This window comes from Microvirga sp. GCM10011540 (genome assembly GCF_042650665.1).
GTDB classification, from domain to species: Bacteria; Pseudomonadota; Alphaproteobacteria; order Rhizobiales; family Beijerinckiaceae; genus Microvirga; species Microvirga lenta.
In genome coordinates this window covers 416,918-438,749 of sequence record NZ_JBHSBQ010000005.1, presented here as the reverse complement: position 1 = coordinate 438,749, position 21,832 = coordinate 416,918, and the positions used below count along the sequence as shown (strand labels likewise).

Sequence of the window (21,832 nt, the reverse complement as noted above, 5' to 3'; positions counted from 1 at the left end):
GTTTTTTACCGTCCCTTAAGCCTGAGGTCCGATCCTGCTCCCTTGGATTTTCCGGGGCACGATCCGGGCCGCGCACCCGCCGCCGCCTCAGCCCCGCAGCATGTCATTGTCGAGGGTATGCGTTCATGGCGACGAAACGGCAGGGCCGGGCGGGACTCTTCAACGGCGCATCCCGCACCTCGCGCAGGCGCCCGGCGCCCACCGGGCCGCAGGCCGCGCTGGCGGCCCTGAAAGGGGTCGTCTATTCCTGGGACGTGGCCTCGGACGCCATAACCTGGGGCCCGAATGCGCCGGAGGTGCTGGGCCTGCCCCCCGGCGCCCTCCCCCGGACCGGATACGCCTTTTCCAAGCTGGTGGAGCCCGGAAGCGGCCCCGACCACCGCGACCTCGCCGCGCAGGACGGCTCCGAGCCGTCCTTCGACAGCCGCTATGCCCTGCGCTTCGCGCCCAACCGGGTGCTGATGGTGCAGGATGCAGGCCGCTGGCAGCTCGACGCCGATGGCCGCCCCTGCGTCCTGCGGGGAATGCTGCGGATTGATCCGGCGGCCAGCGCCCAGGACCTTCTGCCGGCCTCCATCAAGGCCCGGTCGCTCCTCCTGCGCCACATCCAGGACAACATCGACGAGGCGGCGCAACTCTCCCATACCTGCACCCTCATGGTCGGCGCCTGCGACGACGACGAGTCCGTCGCCATGGAACAGGTCGCGCGCTCCCTCCGGCCGCTGCTGCGCCGGGGCGATCATGTGGACATCCTCTCTCCCACGCGCTTCGCCATCACCCTCACCTGCTGTCCGGCGACGGAGGCCATGAGCGCCATGCGGCGCGCCTCGGCTCTCGTCCAGGCCGCCCTGCCCTACGCAATTCTGCATCTCGGCGCCGCCTGCTCGCCGGATCACACCTACGAAGCGGTGAAGCTGCTGCGCTTCGCGGAGATGGCGCTGGAAGCGGCCCTGAGCCGGTCGGAGCCGGCCGTGCTGCACAAGACCCGGCATGCGACGAAGTCCAAAGCCTCCGACCAATCCGTCTGCGACCTCCTCGCGGCCCTGAACGAGCGTCGCCTCGTCCTCGCCCTCCAGCCGGTGGTGGAGGCGCCCTCGCGCCAGCCGGCCCTGGTGCAGGCCCGCGCCGCGATGCGGGGCGAGAACGGTGGAATCTCGGCCCTCGGCCCAATTCCGGCCGCGGAGACGGTCAATCCGGCCCTGCTGATCGACGGGCGGATGCTGGAACTGGCGGCGGACCACCTGGCCCGTCATCCGGAGGCCCGCCTCGTGCTGCCCGTTGCCCACGAGACCCTGCAGGATCGGGAATGGCTGCCGATGCTGGCGGCCCATCTGGGCGCGCGGCCGGGCACCGCCTCCCGCCTCATCGTCGCCCTGCCGGAGACGATCCTGGCGGATGCCGGCGAGGTCGTCGGGCCGCTCAACGCCATGAAGGCGCTCGGCCTCGGCATCGGCCTGAGCGGCTTCGGCACCGGTTACGCCTCGCTCGCCTCCCTTCGGGCGCTGCCCATCGACCTCGCGACGGTCGACGGCGTCTTCGTCCAGACGCTCAAGCGCTCCACGGACGACCGGCTGTTCGTGCGGACCCTGATCGACATGGCCCATCACCTCGGCATCGCGGTCGCGGCCGAATGGGTGGACGACGAGGCGTCCGCGCGCCTGCTCGCGGCCTGGGGCGTGGATTACATGCAGGGCGACCTGTTCGGCGCCGCCGAGGCGGCGGCACTCCCCGATTCGGCCCTCAAGCGCCTCAAGAGGGCCTGAGCGGCGGGATCTACTTGCCTGCCAGCTTGTCGAGCTTGGCCTGCATGTCGGCCATCTGCTGCTTCAGGGCTTCGAGTTCGCCCGCGGGCTCGCCCTTCGGCTCGGTCTTGGAACCGGCCTCTCCCGCCTGGCGCTGGGCGAAGGGCGAGAACATGCGCATGGCCTCCGAGAAGAAGGTCATGTTCTTGCGCACCTGCTCCTCCATGGCCTGGAAGGCTCCGGGGCCGAAGGCCTGGGTCATCTGCTCCCGGAGCTTCTGCTGCTCCTGGGACAGGTTGTTCATGGAGAATTCCAGGTAGCTCGGCACCAGCGACTGCAGGCTGTCGCCGTAGAAGCGGATGAGCTGGCGCAGGACGGTGACCGGAAGGAGGTTCTGCCCCTCCTTGTTCTCCTGCTCGAAGATGATCTGGGTCAGGACCGAACGCGTGATGTCGTCGCCCGACTTCGCGTCGTAGACGACGAAATCCTCGCCCTGGCGCACCATGCCGGCGAGGTCCTCCAGCGTGACATAGGTCGATGTGCCGGTGTGGTAGAGGCGGCGGTTGGCGTATTTCTTGATGACAGTCGGTTCTTTTTCCGTCGCCATGTGTCCCAATGCGGTCCTCTTTGAACTCGAAAAACCTGCACGGCCCGCGCCGCCCTGTCCTAATTGTCTAGGACTTCAGCGGTTTTGCCTAGATACTAGTTGCATGGCTGCCCGCGCAAACCCGCAACCCCCCTCAACCATTCGACTATGCCCCACCAGAGGGCGCTTGACTTCCCTTTTTCTGGGGCTTTGATCGAACCATCAACAGGCGGCCGCAATGTCAGGCGCGCCAGCACAGGAGACAGGAATGGCCCAAGACAGCATCGTCATCGTCGGAGCGGCGCGCACCCCCGTCGGCTCGTTCAACGGCGCCTTCGCCAACACGCCCGCCCACGACCTGGGAGCCGTCGCGATCAAGGAAGCGCTCTCGCGCGCCAAGGTGGACGGGGCCGAGGTGGACGAGGTGATCCTCGGGCAGATCCTGACCGCCGCGCAGGGCCAGAACCCGGCCCGTCAGGCCGCCATGGCCGCCGGCATCCCGCACGAGAAGACCGCGTGGGGCCTCAACCAGCTCTGCGGCTCGGGCCTTCGCACCGTCGCCATCGGAATGCAGCAGATCGCCAACGGCGACGCCAGCATCATCGTGGCGGGCGGGCAGGAATCCATGTCCCAGGCGCCCCACGCCGCCTATATGCGCTCCGGCACCAAGATGGGCGACTTCAAGCTCGTGGACACCATGCTGAAGGACGGCCTCATGGACGCCTTCCACGGCTACCACATGGGCAACACCGCCGAGAACGTGGCCCAGCGCTGGCAGCTCACCCGCGAGGAGCAGGACCAGTTCGCGGTCGCCTCCCAGAACAAGGCCGAGGCCGCCCAGAAGGAGGGCCGCTTCAAGGACGAGATCGCCCCGGTGACGATCTCGTCCCGCAAGGGCGACATCGTGGTGGACCAGGACGAATACATCCGCGCCGGCACCACCATCGACGCGGTCGCCAAGCTGCGCCCCGCCTTCTCGAAGGACGGAACGGTCACGGCCGGCAACGCCTCCGGCATCAACGACGGCGCCGCCGCCATCGTGCTGATGACGGAAGCCGAGGCCGAGCGCCGTGGCCTGACTCCGCTCGCCCGCATCGCCTCCTGGGCGACCGCCGGCGTCGATCCCGCCATCATGGGCACCGGCCCGATCCCGGCCTCGCGCAAGGCGCTGGAGAAGGCCGGCTGGAAGGTCCAGGACCTCGACCTCGTCGAGGCCAACGAAGCCTTCGCGGCGCAGGCGCTCGCGGTCAACAAGGACATGGGCTGGGATCCGTCCATCGTGAACGTCAACGGCGGCGCCATCGCCATCGGCCACCCCATCGGCGCCTCGGGCGGCCGCGTCCTCGTGACCCTGCTGCACGAAATGGGCCGCCGCAACGCCCGCAAGGGCCTCGCGACCCTCTGCATCGGCGGCGGCATGGGCATCGCCATGTGCCTCGAGCGCTAATCCGTTCGATCGACGCGCCCCGGTCTAGGCGCAGCAACGAATCCTAGGCTATGATTCAAGGCGGCCCGGTTTCCGGACCGCCTTTGCCATTTGACGGGTCCACAAGAGACTCGATTGCAACGGCCTGGGAAGGAGACACAGATATGGCGCGCGTCGCATTGGTTACCGGCGGCACTCGCGGCATCGGAGCCGCGATTTCGACAGCCCTCAAGAACGCAGGCTACACGGTCGCCGCGAATTACGGCGGCAACGACCAGGCCGCCAACCAGTTCAAGAGCGACACCGGAATCCCCGTCTACAAGTTCGACGTGTCGGACGCGGCCGCCTGCGAGGCGGGCATCCGGTCCATCGAGCAGGATCTCGGCCCCATCGACATCCTGGTGAACAACGCCGGCATCACCCGCGACGGCATGTTCCACAAGATGAGCTTCGATCAATGGTCTGCGGTCATCCGCACGAACCTCGATTCGATGTTCACCTGCACGCGCCCCCTGATCGAGGGCATGCGCGAGCGCAATTTCGGCCGGATCATCATCATCTCCTCCATCAACGGCCAGAAAGGCCAGATGGGGCAGGCCAACTATTCCGCCGCCAAGGCGGGCGTGATCGGCTTCGCCAAGGCGCTGGCCCTGGAGAACGCCAACAAGGGCGTCACCGTAAACGTGATCGCGCCCGGCTACATCGCCACCGAGATGGTGCGCGCGGTGCCGGAGGAAGTCCTGAAGGCGAAGATCCTGCCGCTGATTCCCGTCGGACGCCTCGGCGAGGCCGAGGAGATCGCCCGCGGCGTGGTGTTCCTGGCCGGCGACGAGGCCGGTTTCATCACCGGCTCGACGCTGAGCATGAACGGCGGCCAGTACATGGCCTGACGAATCGCCGGATCGTCATCGAAAGCTCTCCCCAGACGGAGAGCTTTCGTTTATTGGCGGCGCATCATGACGACGCGCACCGCCACCCTGATCGGCTTCACGGCCATCCTTCTCTGGTCCCTCCTGGCCCTGCTGACAGTGGCGACGGGGCGGATCCCTCCGTTCCAGCTCGTGGCGGTGACCTTCCTGATCGGCGGGCTCGTCGGAATGGCGAGCTGGATCGTGCGCCCCCAGGGCATCAAGGCCCTGCGGCAGAAGCCGGTCGTCTGGGCCCTGGGCCTGAGCGGCCTGTTCGGCTATCACGCCCTGTATTTCGCCGCCCTGCGCTGGGCGCCGCCCGCGGAGGCGGGCCTGCTCAACTATCTCTGGCCGCTGCTGATCGTCCTGTTCTCCGCGCTCCTGCCGGGAGAGCGGCTCCGGCCGGCCCATATCGCCGGAGCGCTGCTCGGATTCGCGGGCGTCGTCGTGCTCTTCGCCGGACGCGGCTCCCTGGAGGTGCGGGCCGAGGACGTTCCCGGCTACATCTGCGCCATTGTCGCCGCCTTCTTCTGGGGAGGGTACTCGGTCCTGTCCCGCCGCTTCGGCCAGGTCCCCACCGACGCGGTGGCGGGCTTCTGCCTGATGGCGGCGCTGCTCAGCCTCATCTGCCATCTGCTCTTCGAGACGACCGTCTGGCCCGAGACGACCACGCAATGGCTAGCGCTCGTGGCGCTGGGCCTCGGCCCCGTCGGCGGGTCCTTCTACGTCTGGGACATCGGAATGAAGCGGGGCGACATCCGCCTGCTCGGCGTGGCCTCCTATGCGGCCCCGGTGATGTCGACCCTGCTCCTCGTCGTCGCCGGCTATGCGGAGCCGACCCTCACCCTCGCAGCCTCCTGCGGCCTCATCGTCCTCGGGGCGCTGGTGGCCACCCTCACGGGGAAGCGGGCGCCGGCATGACCCGGTGCGTGTAGCGGTAGGCGAGCCGGAACCCGAGCGCGCCGTAGAGCGAGCGGGCGATCTCGTTCTCCTCGCGCACCTGAAGATAGGCCGTGTGGGCGTCGTGCGTGCAGCCCCAGGCCATGAGGCTCAGCACCACCCGGCGGCCGAGGCCGATGCCGCGCAGGTCCGGCGCGACTACGATGTCGTAGAGGCCCACATAACCCCGCTCGACCACGCCGAGGCCCCAGGCGACGGGCCTTTCGTCGAGACGCAGGGTCGCGAAGGCCGCCTTCTGGCGAATGCGCGAGACGATGCCCAGGAGGGCGGCCTCGTCGTCCTTCTCGCCGCCGTAGGATTCCGACGCCTCGCGCACCCATTGCTTCGACACCTTCGCTTCGATGGCGACCTCGGAATCGACCTCGCAATCCCCGTCGACGGGTGCCGAGAGAACGCAGGTCGGCTCGATTTCCCGGAACCCGCGCGCGGCGAGCAGCGCATCGACGCCTGCACCTTCGAGCCCGTTGAGCCGGAAGGTCGGGCGCACATTGGCCGCAATGAAGCGCTCGACCATGTAGTCCAGCAGCGGCTCGTCGAGGCTTGCGCCGGGCAGCAACGGCGTCGCGGAATTGGCCCGCTTGGTGTAGCCGGCCGCGAGCCGCAGGATCCAGCCGTCATAGGCCTGGTAGTCGAAGGACGGCCATGCATTCAGAAGGCGGCTCTCGAGTCCGAGAATGAGGCTGTGGTCGCTCATGAGCGTCTCTCTGGCTTCCCGGATCCGTGATCAGGCGTCAAAAATTGTTCTTCCATTCGCGCAGGGCGCCGAAAACGTCCTCCGGCGCGGCCCCTTCCTTGTGGACGGCCTTGGCGAGAGCGGGCTCGCCGGCCCGCAGGAAGGGGTTCGTCGCCTTCTCCTGCCCGATGGTGGTGGGCACCAGGAAGCGGCCTTCCGCCTTGGCGGCTTCAGCCTCCGCCGCCCGCGCCTTCAGGGCCTCGTTGTCCGGGTCCGCCGCCAGGGCGAAGCGGGCGTTCGAGAGGGTATAGTCGTGTCCGCAATAGACCCGCGTCCCGTCCGGGAGCGTCGCAAGGCGCTGCAGGGAGTTCCACAGATCCGTGTGGCTCCCCTCCAGCACCCGCCCGCAGCCGAGGGTGAAGAGGGTGTCGCCCGCGAAGAGATCGCCGTCCTGCTCGAACCAGTACGAGACGTGGTCGGCGCAGTGCCCCGGCGTCTCCCAGACCTGGGCCCGGAGAGTTCCGACCTGAACCGTGTCGCCCTCGCCCACCAGGACATCGGCGAGCGGCACCTGCTCCCGCGCCTTGGCCGGCGCGACGACCCGGCAGCCGGTGCGGCGCTTCAGGGGCTCGATGCCCTGCACGTGGTCCCAGTGCTTGTGGGTGACGAGAATGTCCGAAAGCCGCCAGCCCGTCCGAGCCAGCGCCTCCAGGATCGGCCCCTCCTCCGGCGCGTCGATGGCCGCGCAGGCGCCCGTATCGGGATCGTGGACGAGAGCCCCGATATTGTCGCTGAGGCAACGAAAGACGTGGATTTGAGCGGGCATGGAAGGACCGTGGCTTGATGCGTCACGAGTTATCATGGGACAGTTCGGCCGCGAAACCAGACCTTGGCCTTTGTCCTTGTCGTTCCACAGGCCGGCAGATGGTGTGATGAGTATCGATATTACCGACCTGCGCAGCTTCTATGCCAGCCCCTTGGGCGGCGTCACGCGCCGCTTCGTCGGAAGGGCCATCGGCCGCTTCTGGGGGCCGCTGACGGGGCTGCGCGTGCTCGGGCTCGGCTATGCGCCGCCCTATCTGGGCGCCGTCCGGTCCGAATGCGAGCGGGCGATGGCCTTCATGCCGGCGAGCCAGGGCGTGGTGAACTGGCCGAGCACCGGCGCCTCGGCGTCGGCCCTGGTCGACCCGCTCATGATGCCCCTGCCCGATTCCTCCATCGACCGGGTGCTCGTGGTCCATGCGCTGGAGACGGTGGAGAGCCCGAGCGAGCTCCTGCACGAGATCTGGCGCATCCTGACCCCCGGCGGGCGGATCATCCTGGTCGCCCCCAACCGCCGCGGCCTGTGGGCGCGCATGGACACGACCCCCTTCGGCTACGGCCAGCCCTACAGCCGTTCGCAGCTCAAGAGCCTCATGCGCCAGACCTGGTTCTCGCCCGAGGCCTGGGCCGAGACGCTCTACATGCCCCCCTTGCGCAGCCGCTTCCTCCTGCGCACCGCCCAGGCCTGGGAGCAAATGGGCCTGACCTTCTCGCTGCCGGGCGCGGGCCTGCACATCGTGGAGGCCACGAAGCAGCTCTACCGTCCCGGCGCCGTGCGCGCGGTCCGGCACGCGGGCCGCCGCCGCGTCCCGGTCCTCGTCCCGGCCCGGGCCTCGCGGGTGAGCGTCGCGCCCGAGGCCTGAGCCGGCTCGGGCGCGATCCGGAGCCGCGAGGAACCAATCGGTGACGCCATGGTTGGTCGGTCTTACCCATCCCCGACGAGGAGTGATGCCGATGCGACCGCCCCCTCGCATGTCCCGGACGTGGCTCCTCCTCCTTGGCGGAGTGGCTCTGACGGGCGCCGTGGCGGCGATCTCCCGAACCCGGAGCGCCCTTCCGCCCCCGCGGCCGGGCCGGGCGGCCCGCGAGCGGGTGCGGACCGGCATCGTCGACGGCATCCGCATGCGGTGGGAACAGCACGGGGGCGACCCGGCGACCGGCCTTCCCGTCGTCTTCGTCCACGGCCTCCCGACGAATCCCCGCGCCTGGCGCTACGTCATTCCCCTCGTGGCGGATGACGGCGTGTGCTGCCTCGCCTGGGAGCAGGTCGGCTTCGGCGGCTCGCTGCGGGAGGGCCTGGGACGGGACCTCTCGATCCCGGCTCAGGCCTTCTATCTGCGGGCGTGGCTTCGTCACCAGGGAATCGAACGCGCGGTTTTCGTCGCGCACGACTATGGCGGCGGGGTCGTCCAGCATCTCGCGACGACCTCCCCGGACCTGTTCCTCGGTCTCGTCCTCACGGACAGCGTCGCCTTCGACAACTGGCCGGTTGCCGCCGTGCGGACCGCCAAGGCCGCCGCTTCCGCGATCGAACGCCTGCCGCCCGCCCTGGCGAGGCAGATCTTCAGGGCGGCTCTCGCCAATCTGGGCCATACGAACCGCACGGTCGCGGCAGAGTCGGAAGAGCTGTTCTGGCATCCCTACTCGGGCGAGGATGGTCCCGCGGCGCTGGCCCATCAGCTCAGGCATTTCCACACCGCCGACACGATCCGGATCGGCCGGCGGCTGCGTCCGCTGGGCTGCCCTACGACGGTGGTATGGGGCGAAAGGGATCCGCTCGGCCTGGAATCGGCCAGGGAGCTTGCCCGGCGGCTCGACGCGGAGTTGCAGGTCGTCCCGGGCGCATATCACTTCACCATCGAGGACCATCCCCAGGACATCGCCGACGCCGTCCGGCGAACGGTCGCTCAGGCCCGACGGGCGCAGGAGACTTGGGAGCGCGGGTGAGGCCCTGTCCCCTTGCGTCAGGCGGTCTTCGGGGGGTAAATCCGGCCTCAACTTGACTTGAGGCCGCCAAATCGCCAGTGTCCGCGCCGGTCCGGCGGGGCCTTGGCCTGAAGCGCCGGTTTTTCATTTCCACAGAGTCTGATGCGCAGCTATCTCGATTTCGAAAAACCCGTTGCCGAACTGGAAGCCAAGGTCGAAGAACTTCGGGCGCTCGGCGAGAACCGGGACGCCGTCTCGATCACCGACGACATCACCCGGCTCGAGGCCAAGGCGTCGGAGGCCCTCAAGGAGCTCTACGCCAAGCTGACCCCGTGGCAGAAGACCCTGGTGGCCCGCCATCCGCAGCGGCCGCATTTCGTGGATTACTGCGCCGGGCTCATCACCGAGTTCACCCCGCTCGCCGGCGACCGCAAGTTCGCCGAGGACGAGGCCATCGTCGGCGGTTTCGGCCGCTTCCGCGGCCAGCCGGTCTGCGTCATGGGCCAGGAGAAGGGCCACAACACCGAAACCCGCATCCGGCACAATTTCGGCATGGCCCGGCCCGAGGGCTACCGCAAGGCCGTGCGCCTGATGGAGCTGGCCGACCGCTTCGGTCTGCCGGTGATCTCCTTCGTGGATACGGCGGGCGCCTATCCGGGCATCGAGGCGGAGGAGCGCGGACAGGCCGAGGCCATCGCCCGCTCCACGGAGATGCAGCTCTCCCTCGGCGTCCCCAACGTCTCCGTCGTCATCGGCGAGGGCGGCTCGGGCGGCGCCATCGCAATCGCCACCGCCAACAAGGTGCTGATGCTGGAGCACGCCATCTACAGCGTGATCTCGCCCGAGGGCGCGGCCTCGATCCTGTGGCGCGACTCCGCCCGGGCGCAGGATGCCGCCACCAACATGAAGATCACCGCCCAGGACCTCCTGCGCCTGGGCATCATCGACGGCATCGTCACCGAGCCCATGGGCGGCGCCCACCGGGACCCGCAGGCCACCATCGAGGCCACGGGCAACGCGATCGAAGAGGCCCTGCACGACCTCGGCAACATGGGACCGGCGGAGCTGCGCGACCACCGGGCCGAGAAGTTCCTCAACATCGGCCGCAAGCTCTAAAAAGTAGGATTTTTACCCCCTATTCAGCATAACTCCATAACAGCCCCGCTTGCGGTAAGGCGGAGTTAAGGCTAACGATTTAGAGAAATTGGGGAACTGTCCGGCACCAATGTTCGGGCAGATCAGAATGCGGGGACCCCCATGATGAAGCGCATCGCATTGGCCGCGAGCCTGACGCTCGCGCTCGCCGCCTGTCAGGACGACGGTTTTTCGCGAAGCTCGACGCGACATCTGCAGCCGATTCCGCCGGCCGCCATGGCACTCATGGCGAGCAAGGGGATGTCGAAGAGCGATCCCATCCTCATCCGAGCCTACAAGAAGGAATCGGAGATGGAGGTGTGGAAGCGCGGCTCCGACGGCCGCTATGCCCTTCTCAAGACCTATCCCATCTGCCGCTGGTCGGGCCAGCTCGGACCGAAGACCAAGGAGGGCGACCGCCAGGTGCCCGAGGGCTTCTATACGGTCTCGCCGTCGCAGATGAACCCCAACTCCGCCTATTACCTCTCCTTCGACACCGGCTACCCGAACGCCTATGACCGCCAGTTCGGCCGGACGGGCGGCGACATCATGGTTCACGGCTCGTGCACGTCGCGCGGCTGCTTCGCCATGACCGACCAGAACGTGGCCGAGATCTACGCCATCGCCCGCGAGGCCTTCGCCAGCGGCCAGCGCGCCTTCCAGTTCCAGTCCTATCCGTTCCGGATGACGCCGAAGAACCTGGCCCAGCACCGCCTCGACCCGAATATCGGCTTCTGGAAGAACCTGAAGGAAGGCTCCGATTATTTCGAGGTCACGAAGGACGAGCCGCGGATCGCGGTCGCCGGCGGCCGCTACCAGTTCAACGTCTCCGACGAGACCGTCGTGGCCGCCGTGCGCCAGAAGCAGGCGCAGGACGAGCAGCAGGTGGCCGAACTCGTGGCCAAGGGCGAGAAGCCGATCAAGCTCGCCTATCACGACGGCGACTCGCACGAATCCTTCCGCACGGCGCTCGCCAGCGCCATGGGCGCTGACGGGTCGCTCGTGGTCGATGCCCGCATGCGCGACAAGTTCGGCGACGTGAGCCGCCCCGAGAGCCTGACGGGCCCGCGCGAGATCGCTCTCGACGACAGCGGCCGGACGAGGCCGGAAGCGCCGTCCGCCGCCCTGGCCTTCGCCTCGCTTCCCCCGGCCGAGCCGGCCGCCCAGGCCGCGGCTCCGGCAGCCGATCAGGCCGACGCCGGCCCGCAGCAGACGCCGTTCTACAAGAAGATGTTCAACGGCATCGGCGACCTGTTCACCACCTCCGGTCCGGCCCAGCCCGTCGCGGCGGCTCCCGTCGCGGCCCCGGCGGCACAGCCGCAGGCCGTGCCGCAGAAGCGGGTCCAGGCTCCGTCCAAGGTGAACGTCGCAGCGGTGCAGTGATCCTGCAGGACCGCTCCAGGAACTCGGAAAAGCCCGCCCTCACCGGCGGGCTTTTTGCTGCTTTGGAGAATGTCCTGCTCACCCCTCCCCGCCCGGCAGCTTCGTTCCCGTCACCTGGGCGTAGAGGCGGGCGACCGAGGCGTCGTCGTCGCGGCCCATTCCGGCGGCGGAGGTCATGAGGAACATCTGGAGCGCCGCCGCCGAGACCGGCACGGGGAACTTGGCGGCTCTCGCCATGTCCTGGATGATGCCGAGATCCTTGACGAAGATGTCGACCGCACTGTGCGGGGTGTAATCGCCGTCGAGCACGTGCGGAACGCGGTTCTCGAACATCCAGGAATTGCCGGCAGAGGCCGTGATCACCTCGTAGACCTTGGCGATGTCGAGCCCCTGCCGGGCCGCGAAAGCGATGGCCTCGCAGGCCGCCGCGATGTGGACGCCCGCCAGGAGCTGGTTGATCATCTTGAACGCCGCCCCCTGCCCCGGCGCATCGCCGAGCTCGTAGAGGGTCGACGCCATGGCGTCGAGGGCGGGGCGGGCCTTGGCGAAGGCGGCAGGGCTGCCCGAGGCGAGGATCGTCAGCGCTCCTTCCGCCGCGCGCCGGGCGCCGCCGCTGATGGGGGCATCGAGGTAGTGGCGGCCGCTCTCTTCGAGCCGGGCGGCGAGGCGGCGCGCGGCCTCCGGATCCATGGTGGCCGACGAGACGAAGACCGCGCCCTCCGGCATCGCCTGCGCGACCCCGCCGGGCCCGAACAGGACGGCTTCCGTCTGCGCCGCGTTCACCACGACGGAAACGACGATATCCGCCCCCTCGGCCGCCTGCGCCGGAGACTCCGCGCCGCGACCGCCCTCTGTGGCGAAGCGCTCGACGGCCGACCGGTCGACGTCGCAGCCGGCGACGTCGAACCCTGCGCGCCTGAGGGACGAAGCCATGCCGAAGCCCATGGAGCCGAGGCCGATCACGGCCACCTGCGCCTTCGCGGAAGACGGCTGATCCTGTTGCACGCTCATGTCACGTCTCCCACCCTGCATGGCCGGCTCACCGCGCCCACTGCGGGCGGGTCCGGCGGCTGTTCCGTCAGGATGATAGAGCTTGGCGGCACGGCTGCCGAGTCAAGGGATTGCAGCGCGCTCAGCGCGTGCCGAGCGCGGCCCGGACCGCGGGGGCGACCCTGGTGCCCATGAGCTCGATGGACCGCATGATCTGCGCGTGCGGCATGGTGCCGACGCTGAACTGGGCCAGGTAGCGGTGGTGGCCGAACAACTCGTGCTGGAAGAGGATCTTGTCGATCGCCTCCTGCGGGCTACCTACGGCCAGCGCCCCGCGCGGGGAGCGCAGGGCCTCGAATTGCGGCCGCGTCGTCGGCGGCCATCCGCGCTCCCGGCCGAGCTGCGACATCACCTGGGCATAGGCGGGAAAGAACTCGTCCGCCGCCTGCTGCGAAGTGTCGGCGATGTAGCCATGGGTGTTGATGCCGATCTTCAGGGCGGCCGGATCGTGCCCGGCCCGGGCGGCCGCCTCGCGATAGAGCGAGGCCAGGGGCGCGAAGCGCTCCGGCTGGCCGCCGATGATCCCGAGCGCGAGAGGGAGCCCCAGCACCCCTGCGCGCACCACCGATTGCGGCGTGCCGCCGACGGCGATCCAGACCGGGATCGGCTGCTGAACCGGGCGGGGATAGACCGGCTGGTCCGACAGCGCGGCCCGGTGCCGGCCCGCCCAGGTCACGCGCTCTCCCGCAGCTTCAGGAGCAGGTCGAGCTTTTCCGCGAACAGGGTGTCGTAATCGTCGAGATCGTAGCCGAAGAGCGGGAAGGATTCGATGAAGGAACCACGCCCGGCCATGATCTCCGCGCGTCCGCCGGAGAGGAGGTCGAGGGTCGCGAAGCTCTGGAAGACGCGCACGGGATCGTCCGAGCTCAGCACCGTGACGGCGCTGGTGAGGCGGATGGTGCGGGTGCGCTCCGCCGCCGCCGCGAGCACCACCGCCGGAGCGGAGACCACGTAATCGGCCCGGTGATGCTCCCCGAGGCCGAACACGTCGAGCCCCACCTGATCGGCGAGCTCGATCTCCTCCACGAGGTCGCGCAGGCGCTGCGCCGGGGACATGAGACGCCCCGTTGCGGGGTCGGGTGCAGTTCGCCGAAGGTGTAGACGCCGAGTTCCATGGGCAGCCGCCTCGCGATGGGGAAATCCATCCCGGCTATAGCAGCCGTAACGGAAGGGGGCGATCCGCGGATCGTCCATCGACCGGGAGGGACCGGATGCCGGTCCCTCCCGCTGTCGCGCAGAGCAGCCTCAGGCGGCGTCGGCCTGCGCCGTGGTGCGCGGCTGCGCCGTGCGGGCGATCCAGGCAGCGAAGCGGTCCACCCAGCCGTTGAGGAAGGCCTTGGTCGAGGGCTCGACGATGTTGTTGTTCTCGTCGAAAAGCTCCGGCTTGTAGGTGAAATAGACCTCGGGCTGGCCCATGAGCACCGTGTCGACCACGTTCAGGAGGCCCTTCAGGGCGTTCTGTCCCGCGGCGGCGCCGGTCGCGCCGGGCGTCGCGCCGATGAGGGCGGCGGGCTTGGCCTCCCAGGAATTCTTGCCCCAGGGCCGGGTGCCCCAGTCGATGGCGTTCTTGATTGCGGGCGAGAAGGAGCGGTTGTACTCGGGGGTGACGAAGAGGACCGCGTCCGCCGCCTCGATCTCGCGCTTCATGCGCAGCACCGATTCGGGCGGGTTCTGCCACAGATCGTCGTTGTAGAGCGGCAGGTCCCCGATCTCGACGAAACGGAAATCCAGCCGTCCCGCCGCAAGCTTCGCGACGCTCTCGGCGAATTTGCGGTTGATGGATTCACGGCGCAGGGAGCCGACCAGAACGGCTACGGTTTTCATAAGTGACCTCGTATCAAAAAGTGACTGGCTTTACATGAGAGAGTGTGGTCTCTTGCGCAAGACGGCACTTTTTTGTCACCGAGGCACCTGGATGAAACCGAGCGATACCTACGTCCCGCTGCAATGCCGGCTGGTGAACGACGTCATCGCCCTGGTGGGCGACAAGTGGAGCATTCTCATCATCGTGCTCCTGGGCGGGGGCCGGAAGCGGTTCATGGACATCAAGCGCGCCGTGGACGGCATCTCGCAGAAGATGCTCACCGTGACCCTGCGCGGCCTGGAGCGCGACGGCTACGTGACCCGCACGGTCTATCCCACGGTCCCGCCTAAGGTCGAATACGAGCTCACCGATCTCGGCCGCGAGCTCCTCGTGCCCCTGCGCACCCTCGGCTCCTGGGCGATCGCCAACCACGACCGCGTCGCCGCCGCCCGCGCCGCCTACGACGCCCGTCAGCTGCCGCAGGCAGCGGAGTAGGCACGGGATTTTCTGCTCACCCTCGCTCCTGCTCGGAGGCGGGATGAGGATCGGTCCGACCGAAGGCACGCACCAGCGCAGCACGCACTCTCCTCCCCACGGACCTCGGACGCGCCGTCCGGCTCTCCTCCCCCTTATGGGGAGGAGTTGGAGGTGGGGGTGTGGGCGCCACACCTTCATAGGCTATCGCTCACACCCCCACCCTGGCCCTCCCCACAAGGGGGAGGGAAGACCGTTGCGCTGAACACCGCCTCATCCGGAAACGACCCATCCTCTCACACGGACCTGCGGTCCGGCCTCTCTCCCACCGGTCTCGGCCTCGGTTCAAAGCTCATGCGGATGGCGCTGCGTTGCTCTCCGGCTCGCCGTGCAGGCGCCGCTCCATGCGGATGGCGATGCGTCTGGCTGTGGCGGCGCTGCGGAAGAGGCGCATTTGCAGGTCTTGAAACGCCTGCAGATCGGCCTCGCTCGGGCTGTAGCGCCGGTCGTGCCAGTAGCGATAGACGAGCCTGACGGCCTCCTCGGCAAGGCGCGCGGCCTCGGTGAGCGGCGGCTTGGGTTTACGTCTGAAGAACCCGAAGATCATGGGCGGCTTCCCTTCCAGTGAAGCGACCACCAGGAGTTCCCTGGTGGCCGGGGAGTTAAGAAGCCGTCCGAAGTCGGCCGCACTGCCCTTTAGGTTTTCACCCTGGACATACGACAGCACCTCCCCGACCGTGAGGTGGGAAGGCATCGTTGCGGCCGATGCAAAGCCGCTTCGGACAAGGGTTCTTAAGCCCCGGAGCCGCGTGTCTCGGCTCCTGGGGGAGTGCTAGCACGGGGGGAGGCGGGGGAGCAATGTCACGATGCAAGCTGCACCATCACCACTCACGATAGCAGCTTGACCATGTATAACCTTCGATTGTATTTAGATCACGCCACAACCGCGGCTGCACATTCTGAAAACCCAGAGCCGCTTATCAATAAGAGGCGTTCTATGGCTGACGTTACTTATCCTTGCTACATTCAACGGAAAGACGCGAGTGGAAACTGGTACTGGATCTATTATGCCAGAAACGGTGAAGAAATTGCCCGCAGTAGCGAGAGCTATAAGAGTCGCAACGACTGTGAACGTAGTATTGAGCTGATCAAAAACTCAAAAGATCATCCTGTTTATTATTACAACTGATTTGCGAATTTAATAAACCAAAAAAAGCCCGGCACCAGGCCGGGCTTTTCCTTATCCGTCTCGTCCAAAACCTTAGGCCACGAACTGGCCGTGGCAGTGCTTGAACTTCTTGCCGGAGCCGCAGGGGCAGGGTTCGTTGCGGCCGACGCGGCCCCAGGTGTTGGGGTCGTTCGGGTCGCGGGATTCCGTCGGCGCCGTGGGAGCGGTCGCCGCGGCGAAGCCCAGGGCCGAGCCGGCCCCGAAGGCGGAGCCCTGCGGCATGTCGAACTCGTTCTCGCCGGTGGCGGGATCGAGGTGCTGGGCGAACATGGGCGGCAGCGGCGCGGGCTCGGGCTGCTGGAACACCACCTGGATGCGCATGAGCTGGCCCGTCACCTGCTCGCGCAGATGGCCGACCAGGTTGTTGAAGAGCTCGAAGGCCTCCGACTTGTACTCGTTGAGCGGATCGCGCTGGGCGAGGCCGCGCCAGCCGATGACCTGACGCAGGTGGTCGAGGGTCACGAGGTGCTCGCGCCAGAGATGGTCGAGGCTCTGCAGGAGAACCTGCTTCTCGACGTAGTTCATCACGTCGGGCGTGTTCTCCTCGATGCGCTTGGCATAGGCCTCGTCGGCCGCCTTCTGGATGCGCTCGCGGATCTCCTCGTCGGCGATGCCCTCCTCCTTCGCCCAGTCCTCGATCGGCAGATCGAGGTTGAGGAGGTTGGCCACGCTCTCCTTCAGACCGGCGACGTGCCACTGCTCCGCATAGGCGTTCTCGGGGATGGCGCGGGCCACGATGTCCTCGATGACCCCGTGGCGCATGTCGTCGATGGTCTCGCGCACGCTCTCTTCCGCCATGAACTCCTTGCGCTGCTCGAACACGACCTTGCGCTGGTCGTTCATGACGTTGTCGTATTTCAGGATGTTCTTGCGGATGTCGAAGTTGCGCGCCTCGACCTTCGCCTGCGCCCGCTCGATGGCCTTGTTGATCCACGGGTGGATGATGGCCTCGTCCTCCTTGAGGCCGAGCTTCTGCAGCATGCCGTCCATGCGGTCGGAGCCGAAGATGCGCATCAGGTCGTCCTGGAGCGACAGGTAGAACTTGGAGCGGCCCGGGTCGCCCTGGCGGCCGGAGCGGCCGCGCAGCTGGTTGTCGATGCGCCGGGACTCGTGACGCTCGGTGCCGAGCACGTAGAGGCCGCCGGCGGCGAGCGCCTTCTCCTTGAAGGAGGCGATTTCAGCGACGATCTCCTTCTCGCGCCGCGCCCGCTCCTCGCCCTCGACGCCTACGAGCTCGCGCTCGATGCGCATCTGGGCGTTACCGCCGAGCTGGATGTCGGTGCCGCGGCCGGCCATGTTGGTGGCGATGGTGATCGCGCCCGGCACGCCGGCCTGGGCCACGATGAAGGCCTCCTGCTCGTGGAAGCGGGCGTTGAGCACCGCGAAGTGCTTGGTGCCCTTGCCTTCCCGTGCGGCCTTGTAGAGGGGCTCCAGCGCAAGCGGATTGTCGAAGTCGATCAGCGTGTAGCCGTCCTTTACGAGGAGATCGGCCAGATATTCCGACTTCTCGATGGAGGTGGTGCCGACCAGAATCGGCTGGCCCCGGCTGGAGGCGGCCTCGATGTCGCGGATGACCGCGCGGTAGCGCTCCTCGGCCGTCCGATAGACCTCGTCGCTGTCGTCGATGCGGGAGACCGGACGGTTCGTCGGGATCTCGACCACTTCGAGGTTGTAGATCTCGAGAAATTCGTCGGCCTCCGTGGCGGCCGTGCCGGTCATGCCGCCGAGCTTGTCGTAGAGGCGGAAATAGTTCTGGAACGTGATCGAGGCCAGCGTCTGGTTCTCCGGCTGGACCTGGACGTGCTCCTTCGCCTCCAGCGCCTGGTGAAGGCCTTCGGAATAACGGCGGCCCGGCATCATGCGGCCGGTGAACTCGTCGATGATGACCACCTCGCCGTTGCGGACGATGTAGTCCTTGTCGCGCTGGAACAGGGTGTGGGCACGCAGAGCCTGGTTCATGTGGTGGACCAGGGTCGCGTTCTGGGCGTCGTAGAGGTCGCCCTCCTTCAGGAGGCCCTCGACGCGCAGAAGCTCCTCGATCTTCCCGGTGCCGTCCTCGGTCAGGGCGACGGAGCGCTGCTTCTCGTCCACCTCGTAATCGCTCTTGTCGAGGCGCGGGATAACCTTGTCGATGGCGTTGTAGAGGTCGGAGCGGTCGTCGAGGGGGCCGGAGATGATGAGCGGCGTGCGCGCCTCGTCGATGAGGATCGAGTCCACCTCGTCCACGATGGCGAAGTTGTGGCCCCGCTGGACCATCTGCGCCATCTCGTACTTCATGTTGTCGCGCAGATAGTCGAAGCCGTATTCGTTGTTGGTGCCGTAGGTGATGTCCGCAGCGTAAGCCGCCGCGCGCTCGGAATCGTCGAGCCCGTGGACTATCACGCCGACCGAGAGGCCGAGGAAGCGGTAGATCTGGCCCATCCACTCGGAGTCGCGGCGGGCGAGGTAGTCGTTCACCGTGACCACGTGGACGCCCTTGCCGGCCAGGGCGTTGAGATAGACCGGGAGCGTGGCGACCAGGGTCTTGCCCTCGCCGGTGCGCATTTCGGCGATGGACCCCTCGTGGAGCACCATGCCGCCGATGAGCTGCACGTCGAAGTGGCGCTGGCCGAGGGTGCGCTTGGCGGCCTCGCGGACGGTGGCGAAGGCCGGCACCAGGATGTCGTCCAGGGCCTTGCCCTGGGCGAGCTGAGCCTTGAACTCCTCCGTCCGTGCGCGGAGCTGGTCGTCCGAGAGGGCTTCGAGCTCGGCCTCCATCGCATTGATGGCCGCCACCTTCGGCCGGTAGGACTTCAGCCGTCGATCGTTGACCGAGCCAAAGATTTTCTTCGCGAGAGAACCGAACATCGGGGGCCTTCAGACTTTCAGGATTCTGGACAAGCGGGCGATTTGAGCCGCCTTATAGACTTAATTATGCCAACACGCATCTTAAAGGCTGTGCCCGAGTGGCGCAGCCCGGCTTCCACAAGCTTGGCCTCGATCAAGGCCTCGCGAGCGGGGGATGCTGTGACATAAATATGCCATCCCTTGCAAACGTAAACACATTCGGCCAACGATCGCCGCGCTACGTGAGCGGTCAGAAAAGCTCACCAGAGGATCAGATATGTCAGTTTCTACCCAAGTCCGGAAAAGCCTCCTCGCCCTCGGGGTCGCCCTGCCGATGGCTGCCGGCGCGGCCTTCGCCCAGACCGGCACCGCACCCGCCGCGCCTGCCGCTCCCGCCGCCCCTGCGGCAACCCCCGCCGATCCCAGCAAGGTGATCGCCCGGGTGAACGGCATCGAGATCACGGAAGGGGACCTCGCGGTCGCCGCCGCCGACCCGGCGCTTCAGCTCCCCAACGTTCCGGAGGCCCAGAAGCGCGAGCTCCTGACCGGCTACCTGATCGACCTCAAGCTCGGCGCCAAGGCGGCCGAGGCGGCCAAGGTCGGCGACAGCGCCGAGTTCGCCCGCAAGCTCGCCTACAACCGGGACAAGGCCCTGCTGGACCAGTACCTGGAGCAGGAGGCCCAGAAGGCGGTGACCCCGGAAGCCGCCCGCAAGCTCTACGACGAGACGGCCAAGAACGTCACCCCGGAGGAGGAGGTGCGCGCCCGCCACATCCTCGTGGAATCCGAGGAGGAGGCCAAGAAGGCCGCCGCGCGCGTGAAGGGCGGCGAGGACTTCGCGAAGGTCGCGGCCGAGCTCTCCAAGGACCCCGGCTCCAAGACCGACGGCGGCGATCTCGGCTTCTTCACCAAGGACCGCATGGTCGAGCCCTTCGCGGAAGCCGCCTTCAAGCTGGAGCCCGGCCAGGTCTCCGAGCCGGTCAAGTCCCAGTTCGGCTGGCACGTGATCAAGGTCGAGGAGAAGCGCACCAAGCCCGTGCCGTCCTTCGAGGAGATGAAGGACCAGGTGAACGCCTATCTCGAGCGCAAGGCGCAGCAGGACCTGATCATGGGCCTGCGCAAGGACGCCAAGGTCGAGCGCCTCGACGACAAGGGCAACCTGGTCGAGCAGAAGCCGCAGCAGCAGTAAGCGTCAGCGGAAAGAAAAACGGAAAGGGCAGCGCAAGCTGCCCTTTTGTTTTGGCCGCGATGGGGCGCCGGCAGAATTACTTGTTCGTCCGGCCCATCTTGCCCGGATCGACACCGCCTTCCCGGTTCGTCTCGTTCTTCACGTCGCCCTCGAAGGTCGAGTCGCCGTCGAGATTGCGGGGATCCTCGCCGGTCATGTAGGAGCCCTTCGAGCGTCCGATGCCGGGATCGACGTCGAGGTCGTTGCGCGGGCGCTCTTCGGGCTTCGTCTTGGGATGCTTGTTGCTCGTCATGGGAAGGCTCCGTCGTTGGTTTGAGGGGTCAACGGCAGGGCACCGGCCCCGTTCCGTCCGGCCGGCCATTCCCGATCAAGCGCGGGCTTGACAAAAAGCCTTAAAAAACCACAGGTCGCGAGGCCCGTCCGGCATTCCGACCCGCTCTTTCGAGTTCCCCATGTCCAAGACCGTCTCCCCCCTCGCGCCCAAGTCCCATCCGACGCTGCCCGCCATCGAAGGCGTCAGGATCGCGACCGCGGAGGCCGGCATCCGATACAAGAACCGAACCGACGTGCTCTATGTGGCGCTCGCCAAGGACACGGCGGTGGCCGGGGTGTTCACCCGCTCCAAATGCCCCTCCGCCCCGGTGGATTGGTGCCGCAAGAACCTGGCGAAGGGCACCGCGCGGGCCCTGGTGGTGAACTCGGGCAATGCCAACGCCTTCACGGGCAAGAAGGGCGCCGAGGCCGTGAAGCTGACGGCCGATCTCGCGGCGGAGGCCGCCGGCTGCCGGGCGTCCCAGGTCTTCATCGCCTCGACCGGGGTCATCGGCGAGCCCCTCGACGCGACCAAGTTCGAGGGCGTGCTCCAGGCCTGCGAGAAGAAGGCCAAGCCCACCGCCTGGGTCGATGCCGCGAAGGCCATCATGACCACCGACACCTTCCCGAAGGTGGCGACCCGCACGGCCACCATCGGCGGGGTCGAGGTCACCATCAACGGCATCGCCAAGGGCGCCGGCATGATCGCCCCCGACATGGCCACCATGCTGTCCTTCATCTTCACCGATGCGCCCATCGCGGCGCCGGTGCTGCAGGCCCTCCTGAAGAAGGGCGCCGACAAGAGCTTCAACTGCGTGACAGTGGACAGCGACACCTCCACCTCCGACACCCTTCTCTTCTTCGCCACGGGCGCGGCGGCCCAGCGGGGCGCGCCCGCGATCTCGCTGCCGAGCGACCGGCGCCTGAAGGAGTTCCGGGGGGCTCTCGAAAGCCTTCTCTGCGACCTCGCCCAGCAGGTCGCCCGCGACGGCGAGGGCGCGCGCAAGTTCGTGACCGTCAAGGTGACGGGCGCCACGGGCGCCAGCTCCGCCAAGCGCATCGCCATGGCCATCGCCAATTCGCCCCTGGTGAAGACCGCGGTCGCCGGCGAGGACGCCAATTGGGGCCGCGTCGTCATGGCGGTCGGCAAGGCCGGCGAGCCGGCCGAGCGCGACAAGCTCGCCATCTGGTTCGGCGACATCCGGGTCGCCCTGAAGGGTGCCCGCGACCCCGATTACGACGAGGCGAAGACCTCCGCCTACATGAAGGGCGACGAGATCACCATCCGGGTCGATCTCGGCCTCGGCCGCGGCGAGGCCACGGCCTGGACCTGCGACCTCACCAAGGCCTATGTGGAGATCAACGGCGATTACCGGAGCTGATCCGGCC

The 21,832-nt window shown here is 67.5% G+C and carries 20 protein-coding genes and 1 pseudogene; 12 read left to right on the top strand and 9 right to left on the bottom strand.

The annotated features are described in order from the left end of the window. Positions 1-125 precede the first annotated feature (125 nt). Entirely contained in the window at positions 126-1,763 is a 1,638-nt protein-coding gene (locus tag ACFOYU_RS02760) for an EAL domain-containing protein (protein WP_377032310.1), read from the top strand. A 10-nt stretch (positions 1,764-1,773) separates the two neighbouring features. Here the strand turns inward: ACFOYU_RS02760 and phaR are convergent, their stop codons facing one another. Further along, positions 1,774-2,349 (bottom strand): polyhydroxyalkanoate synthesis repressor PhaR, encoded by a 576-nt coding sequence (gene phaR, locus ACFOYU_RS02755; RefSeq protein WP_226737471.1) that lies wholly within the window; start codon positions 2,347-2,349, stop codon positions 1,774-1,776. Positions 2,350-2,596: 247 nt separating this feature from the next. On the opposite strand from phaR, the gene ACFOYU_RS02750 reads away from it, so the two are divergent. The 3 genes from ACFOYU_RS02750 (at position 2,597) to ACFOYU_RS02740 (ending at position 5,583) form a co-directional block, all read left to right on the top strand. After that, positions 2,597-3,775 carry an acetyl-CoA C-acetyltransferase gene (locus tag ACFOYU_RS02750; protein WP_226737473.1) on the top strand — a complete coding sequence of 393 codons (1,179 nt, stop codon included), beginning with the start codon at positions 2,597-2,599 and terminating at the stop codon, positions 3,773-3,775. A gap of 143 nt (positions 3,776-3,918) precedes the next feature. Next, positions 3,919-4,644, top strand: coding sequence for an acetoacetyl-CoA reductase (gene phbB, locus ACFOYU_RS02745; protein ID WP_226737475.1), 726 nt, complete (start codon positions 3,919-3,921; stop codon positions 4,642-4,644). Between the two features lie 66 nt (positions 4,645-4,710). Continuing rightward, positions 4,711-5,583: a DMT family transporter gene (locus ACFOYU_RS02740; protein ID WP_226737477.1), complete on the top strand. Its 873-nt coding sequence runs from the start codon at positions 4,711-4,713 to the stop codon at positions 5,581-5,583. Here the strand turns inward: ACFOYU_RS02740 and ACFOYU_RS02735 are convergent. Next, the gene (locus ACFOYU_RS02735; RefSeq protein ID WP_377032309.1) at positions 5,558-6,316 is read right to left on the bottom strand and encodes a GNAT family N-acetyltransferase; all 759 of its coding nucleotides are present in this window, start codon (positions 6,314-6,316) and stop codon (positions 5,558-5,560) included. The two genes, ACFOYU_RS02740 and ACFOYU_RS02735, sit on opposite strands and share 26 nt — an antisense overlap. Before the next feature lie 37 nt (positions 6,317-6,353). Next, positions 6,354-7,121, bottom strand: coding sequence for a hydroxyacylglutathione hydrolase (gene gloB, locus ACFOYU_RS02730; protein WP_226737481.1), 768 nt, complete (start codon positions 7,119-7,121; stop codon positions 6,354-6,356). Between the two features lie 106 nt (positions 7,122-7,227). On the opposite strand from gloB, the gene ACFOYU_RS02725 reads away from it, so the two are divergent. From ACFOYU_RS02725 to ACFOYU_RS02710, 4 genes are all read left to right on the top strand, one after another. After that, positions 7,228-7,980, top strand: coding sequence for a class I SAM-dependent methyltransferase (locus tag ACFOYU_RS02725; RefSeq protein ID WP_377032308.1), 753 nt, complete (start codon positions 7,228-7,230; stop codon positions 7,978-7,980). A gap of 91 nt (positions 7,981-8,071) precedes the next feature. Then, complete coding sequence (locus tag ACFOYU_RS02720) at positions 8,072-9,064, top strand: alpha/beta fold hydrolase (protein ID WP_377032307.1); 993 nt, start codon at positions 8,072-8,074, stop codon at positions 9,062-9,064. Between the two features lie 141 nt (positions 9,065-9,205). Further along, complete coding sequence (locus ACFOYU_RS02715) at positions 9,206-10,159, top strand: acetyl-CoA carboxylase carboxyltransferase subunit alpha (protein WP_377032306.1); 954 nt, start codon at positions 9,206-9,208, stop codon at positions 10,157-10,159. Positions 10,160-10,300: 141 nt separating this feature from the next. Next, positions 10,301-11,560: a L,D-transpeptidase family protein gene (locus tag ACFOYU_RS02710; RefSeq protein ID WP_377032305.1), complete on the top strand. Its 1,260-nt coding sequence runs from the start codon at positions 10,301-10,303 to the stop codon at positions 11,558-11,560. Between the two features lie 78 nt (positions 11,561-11,638). On the opposite strand, the gene ltnD is transcribed toward ACFOYU_RS02710, so the two are convergent. The 3 genes and pseudogenes from ltnD to ACFOYU_RS02695 form a co-directional block, all read right to left on the bottom strand. Next, complete coding sequence (gene ltnD, locus ACFOYU_RS02705; RefSeq protein WP_377032304.1) at positions 11,639-12,571, bottom strand: L-threonate dehydrogenase; 933 nt, start codon at positions 12,569-12,571, stop codon at positions 11,639-11,641. A gap of 121 nt (positions 12,572-12,692) precedes the next feature. After that, positions 12,693-13,725 (bottom strand): annotated as a pseudogene (locus tag ACFOYU_RS02700) (LLM class flavin-dependent oxidoreductase). Positions 13,726-13,855: 130 nt separating this feature from the next. Further along, positions 13,856-14,434 (bottom strand): NADPH-dependent FMN reductase, encoded by a 579-nt coding sequence (locus tag ACFOYU_RS02695; RefSeq protein ID WP_226737497.1) that lies wholly within the window; start codon positions 14,432-14,434, stop codon positions 13,856-13,858. A 91-nt stretch (positions 14,435-14,525) separates the two neighbouring features. Between ACFOYU_RS02695 and ACFOYU_RS02690 the strand changes: the two genes are divergently transcribed. Further along, a complete protein-coding gene (locus ACFOYU_RS02690) occupies positions 14,526-14,909 on the top strand; it encodes a helix-turn-helix domain-containing protein (protein ID WP_226737499.1) in 384 nt (127 codons plus the stop codon). Between the two features lie 331 nt (positions 14,910-15,240). Here the strand turns inward: ACFOYU_RS02690 and ACFOYU_RS02685 are convergent, their stop codons facing one another. Further along, positions 15,241-15,642 carry a hypothetical protein gene (locus tag ACFOYU_RS02685; protein ID WP_377032303.1) on the bottom strand — a complete coding sequence of 134 codons (402 nt, stop codon included), beginning with the start codon at positions 15,640-15,642 and terminating at the stop codon, positions 15,241-15,243. 153 nt (positions 15,643-15,795) lie between these two features. Between ACFOYU_RS02685 and ACFOYU_RS02680 the strand changes: the two genes are divergently transcribed. After that, positions 15,796-16,077: a YegP family protein gene (locus ACFOYU_RS02680; RefSeq protein ID WP_377032490.1), complete on the top strand. Its 282-nt coding sequence runs from the start codon at positions 15,796-15,798 to the stop codon at positions 16,075-16,077. A gap of 72 nt (positions 16,078-16,149) precedes the next feature. Here the strand turns inward: ACFOYU_RS02680 and secA are convergent, their stop codons facing one another. After that, entirely contained in the window at positions 16,150-18,963 is a 2,814-nt protein-coding gene (gene secA, locus ACFOYU_RS02675) for a preprotein translocase subunit SecA (protein WP_377032302.1), read from the bottom strand. A 256-nt stretch (positions 18,964-19,219) separates the two neighbouring features. Between secA and ACFOYU_RS02670 the strand changes: the two genes are divergently transcribed. Beyond that, positions 19,220-20,131 (top strand): peptidylprolyl isomerase, encoded by a 912-nt coding sequence (locus ACFOYU_RS02670; protein ID WP_226737507.1) that lies wholly within the window; start codon positions 19,220-19,222, stop codon positions 20,129-20,131. Positions 20,132-20,207: 76 nt separating this feature from the next. On the opposite strand, the gene ACFOYU_RS02665 is transcribed toward ACFOYU_RS02670, so the two are convergent. Next, positions 20,208-20,423, bottom strand: a complete 216-nt coding sequence (locus ACFOYU_RS02665) for a hypothetical protein (RefSeq protein ID WP_226737509.1) — start codon at positions 20,421-20,423, stop codon at positions 20,208-20,210. A gap of 160 nt (positions 20,424-20,583) precedes the next feature. Between ACFOYU_RS02665 and argJ the strand changes: the two genes are divergently transcribed. Further along, positions 20,584-21,825, top strand: coding sequence for a bifunctional glutamate N-acetyltransferase/amino-acid acetyltransferase ArgJ (gene argJ / locus ACFOYU_RS02660; protein ID WP_377032301.1), 1,242 nt, complete (start codon positions 20,584-20,586; stop codon positions 21,823-21,825). The last annotated feature ends 7 nt before the right edge of the window (positions 21,826-21,832 follow it).

Coding starts and splice junctions, on each gene's coding strand:
- phbB (WP_226737475.1), top strand. CDS start 3,919: ATGGCGCGCGTCGCATTGGTTACCGGCGGCACTCGCGGCATCGGAGCC.
- ACFOYU_RS02665 (WP_226737509.1), bottom strand. CDS start 20,423: ATGACGAGCAACAAGCATCCCAAGACGAAGCCCGAAGAGCGCCCGCGC.
- ltnD (WP_377032304.1), bottom strand. CDS start 12,571: ATGAGCGTGCAACAGGATCAGCCGTCTTCCGCGAAGGCGCAGGTGGCC.
- ACFOYU_RS02750 (WP_226737473.1), top strand. CDS start 2,597: ATGGCCCAAGACAGCATCGTCATCGTCGGAGCGGCGCGCACCCCCGTC.
- ACFOYU_RS02740 (WP_226737477.1), top strand. CDS start 4,711: ATGACGACGCGCACCGCCACCCTGATCGGCTTCACGGCCATCCTTCTC.
- gloB (WP_226737481.1), bottom strand. CDS start 7,121: ATGCCCGCTCAAATCCACGTCTTTCGTTGCCTCAGCGACAATATCGGG.
- ACFOYU_RS02720 (WP_377032307.1), top strand. CDS start 8,072: ATGCGACCGCCCCCTCGCATGTCCCGGACGTGGCTCCTCCTCCTTGGC.
- ACFOYU_RS02670 (WP_226737507.1), top strand. CDS start 19,220: ATGTCAGTTTCTACCCAAGTCCGGAAAAGCCTCCTCGCCCTCGGGGTC.
- ACFOYU_RS02725 (WP_377032308.1), top strand. CDS start 7,228: ATGAGTATCGATATTACCGACCTGCGCAGCTTCTATGCCAGCCCCTTG.
- ACFOYU_RS02685 (WP_377032303.1), bottom strand. CDS start 15,642: ATGCCTTCCCACCTCACGGTCGGGGAGGTGCTGTCGTATGTCCAGGGT.
- ACFOYU_RS02695 (WP_226737497.1), bottom strand. CDS start 14,434: ATGAAAACCGTAGCCGTTCTGGTCGGCTCCCTGCGCCGTGAATCCATC.
- ACFOYU_RS02735 (WP_377032309.1), bottom strand. CDS start 6,316: ATGAGCGACCACAGCCTCATTCTCGGACTCGAGAGCCGCCTTCTGAAT.
- ACFOYU_RS02760 (WP_377032310.1), top strand. CDS start 126: ATGGCGACGAAACGGCAGGGCCGGGCGGGACTCTTCAACGGCGCATCC.
- argJ (WP_377032301.1), top strand. CDS start 20,584: ATGTCCAAGACCGTCTCCCCCCTCGCGCCCAAGTCCCATCCGACGCTG.
- ACFOYU_RS02710 (WP_377032305.1), top strand. CDS start 10,301: ATGATGAAGCGCATCGCATTGGCCGCGAGCCTGACGCTCGCGCTCGCC.
- ACFOYU_RS02690 (WP_226737499.1), top strand. CDS start 14,526: ATGAAACCGAGCGATACCTACGTCCCGCTGCAATGCCGGCTGGTGAAC.
- phaR (WP_226737471.1), bottom strand. CDS start 2,349: ATGGCGACGGAAAAAGAACCGACTGTCATCAAGAAATACGCCAACCGC.
- secA (WP_377032302.1), bottom strand. CDS start 18,963: ATGTTCGGTTCTCTCGCGAAGAAAATCTTTGGCTCGGTCAACGATCGA.
- ACFOYU_RS02680 (WP_377032490.1), top strand. CDS start 15,796: ATGTATAACCTTCGATTGTATTTAGATCACGCCACAACCGCGGCTGCA.
- ACFOYU_RS02715 (WP_377032306.1), top strand. CDS start 9,206: ATGCGCAGCTATCTCGATTTCGAAAAACCCGTTGCCGAACTGGAAGCC.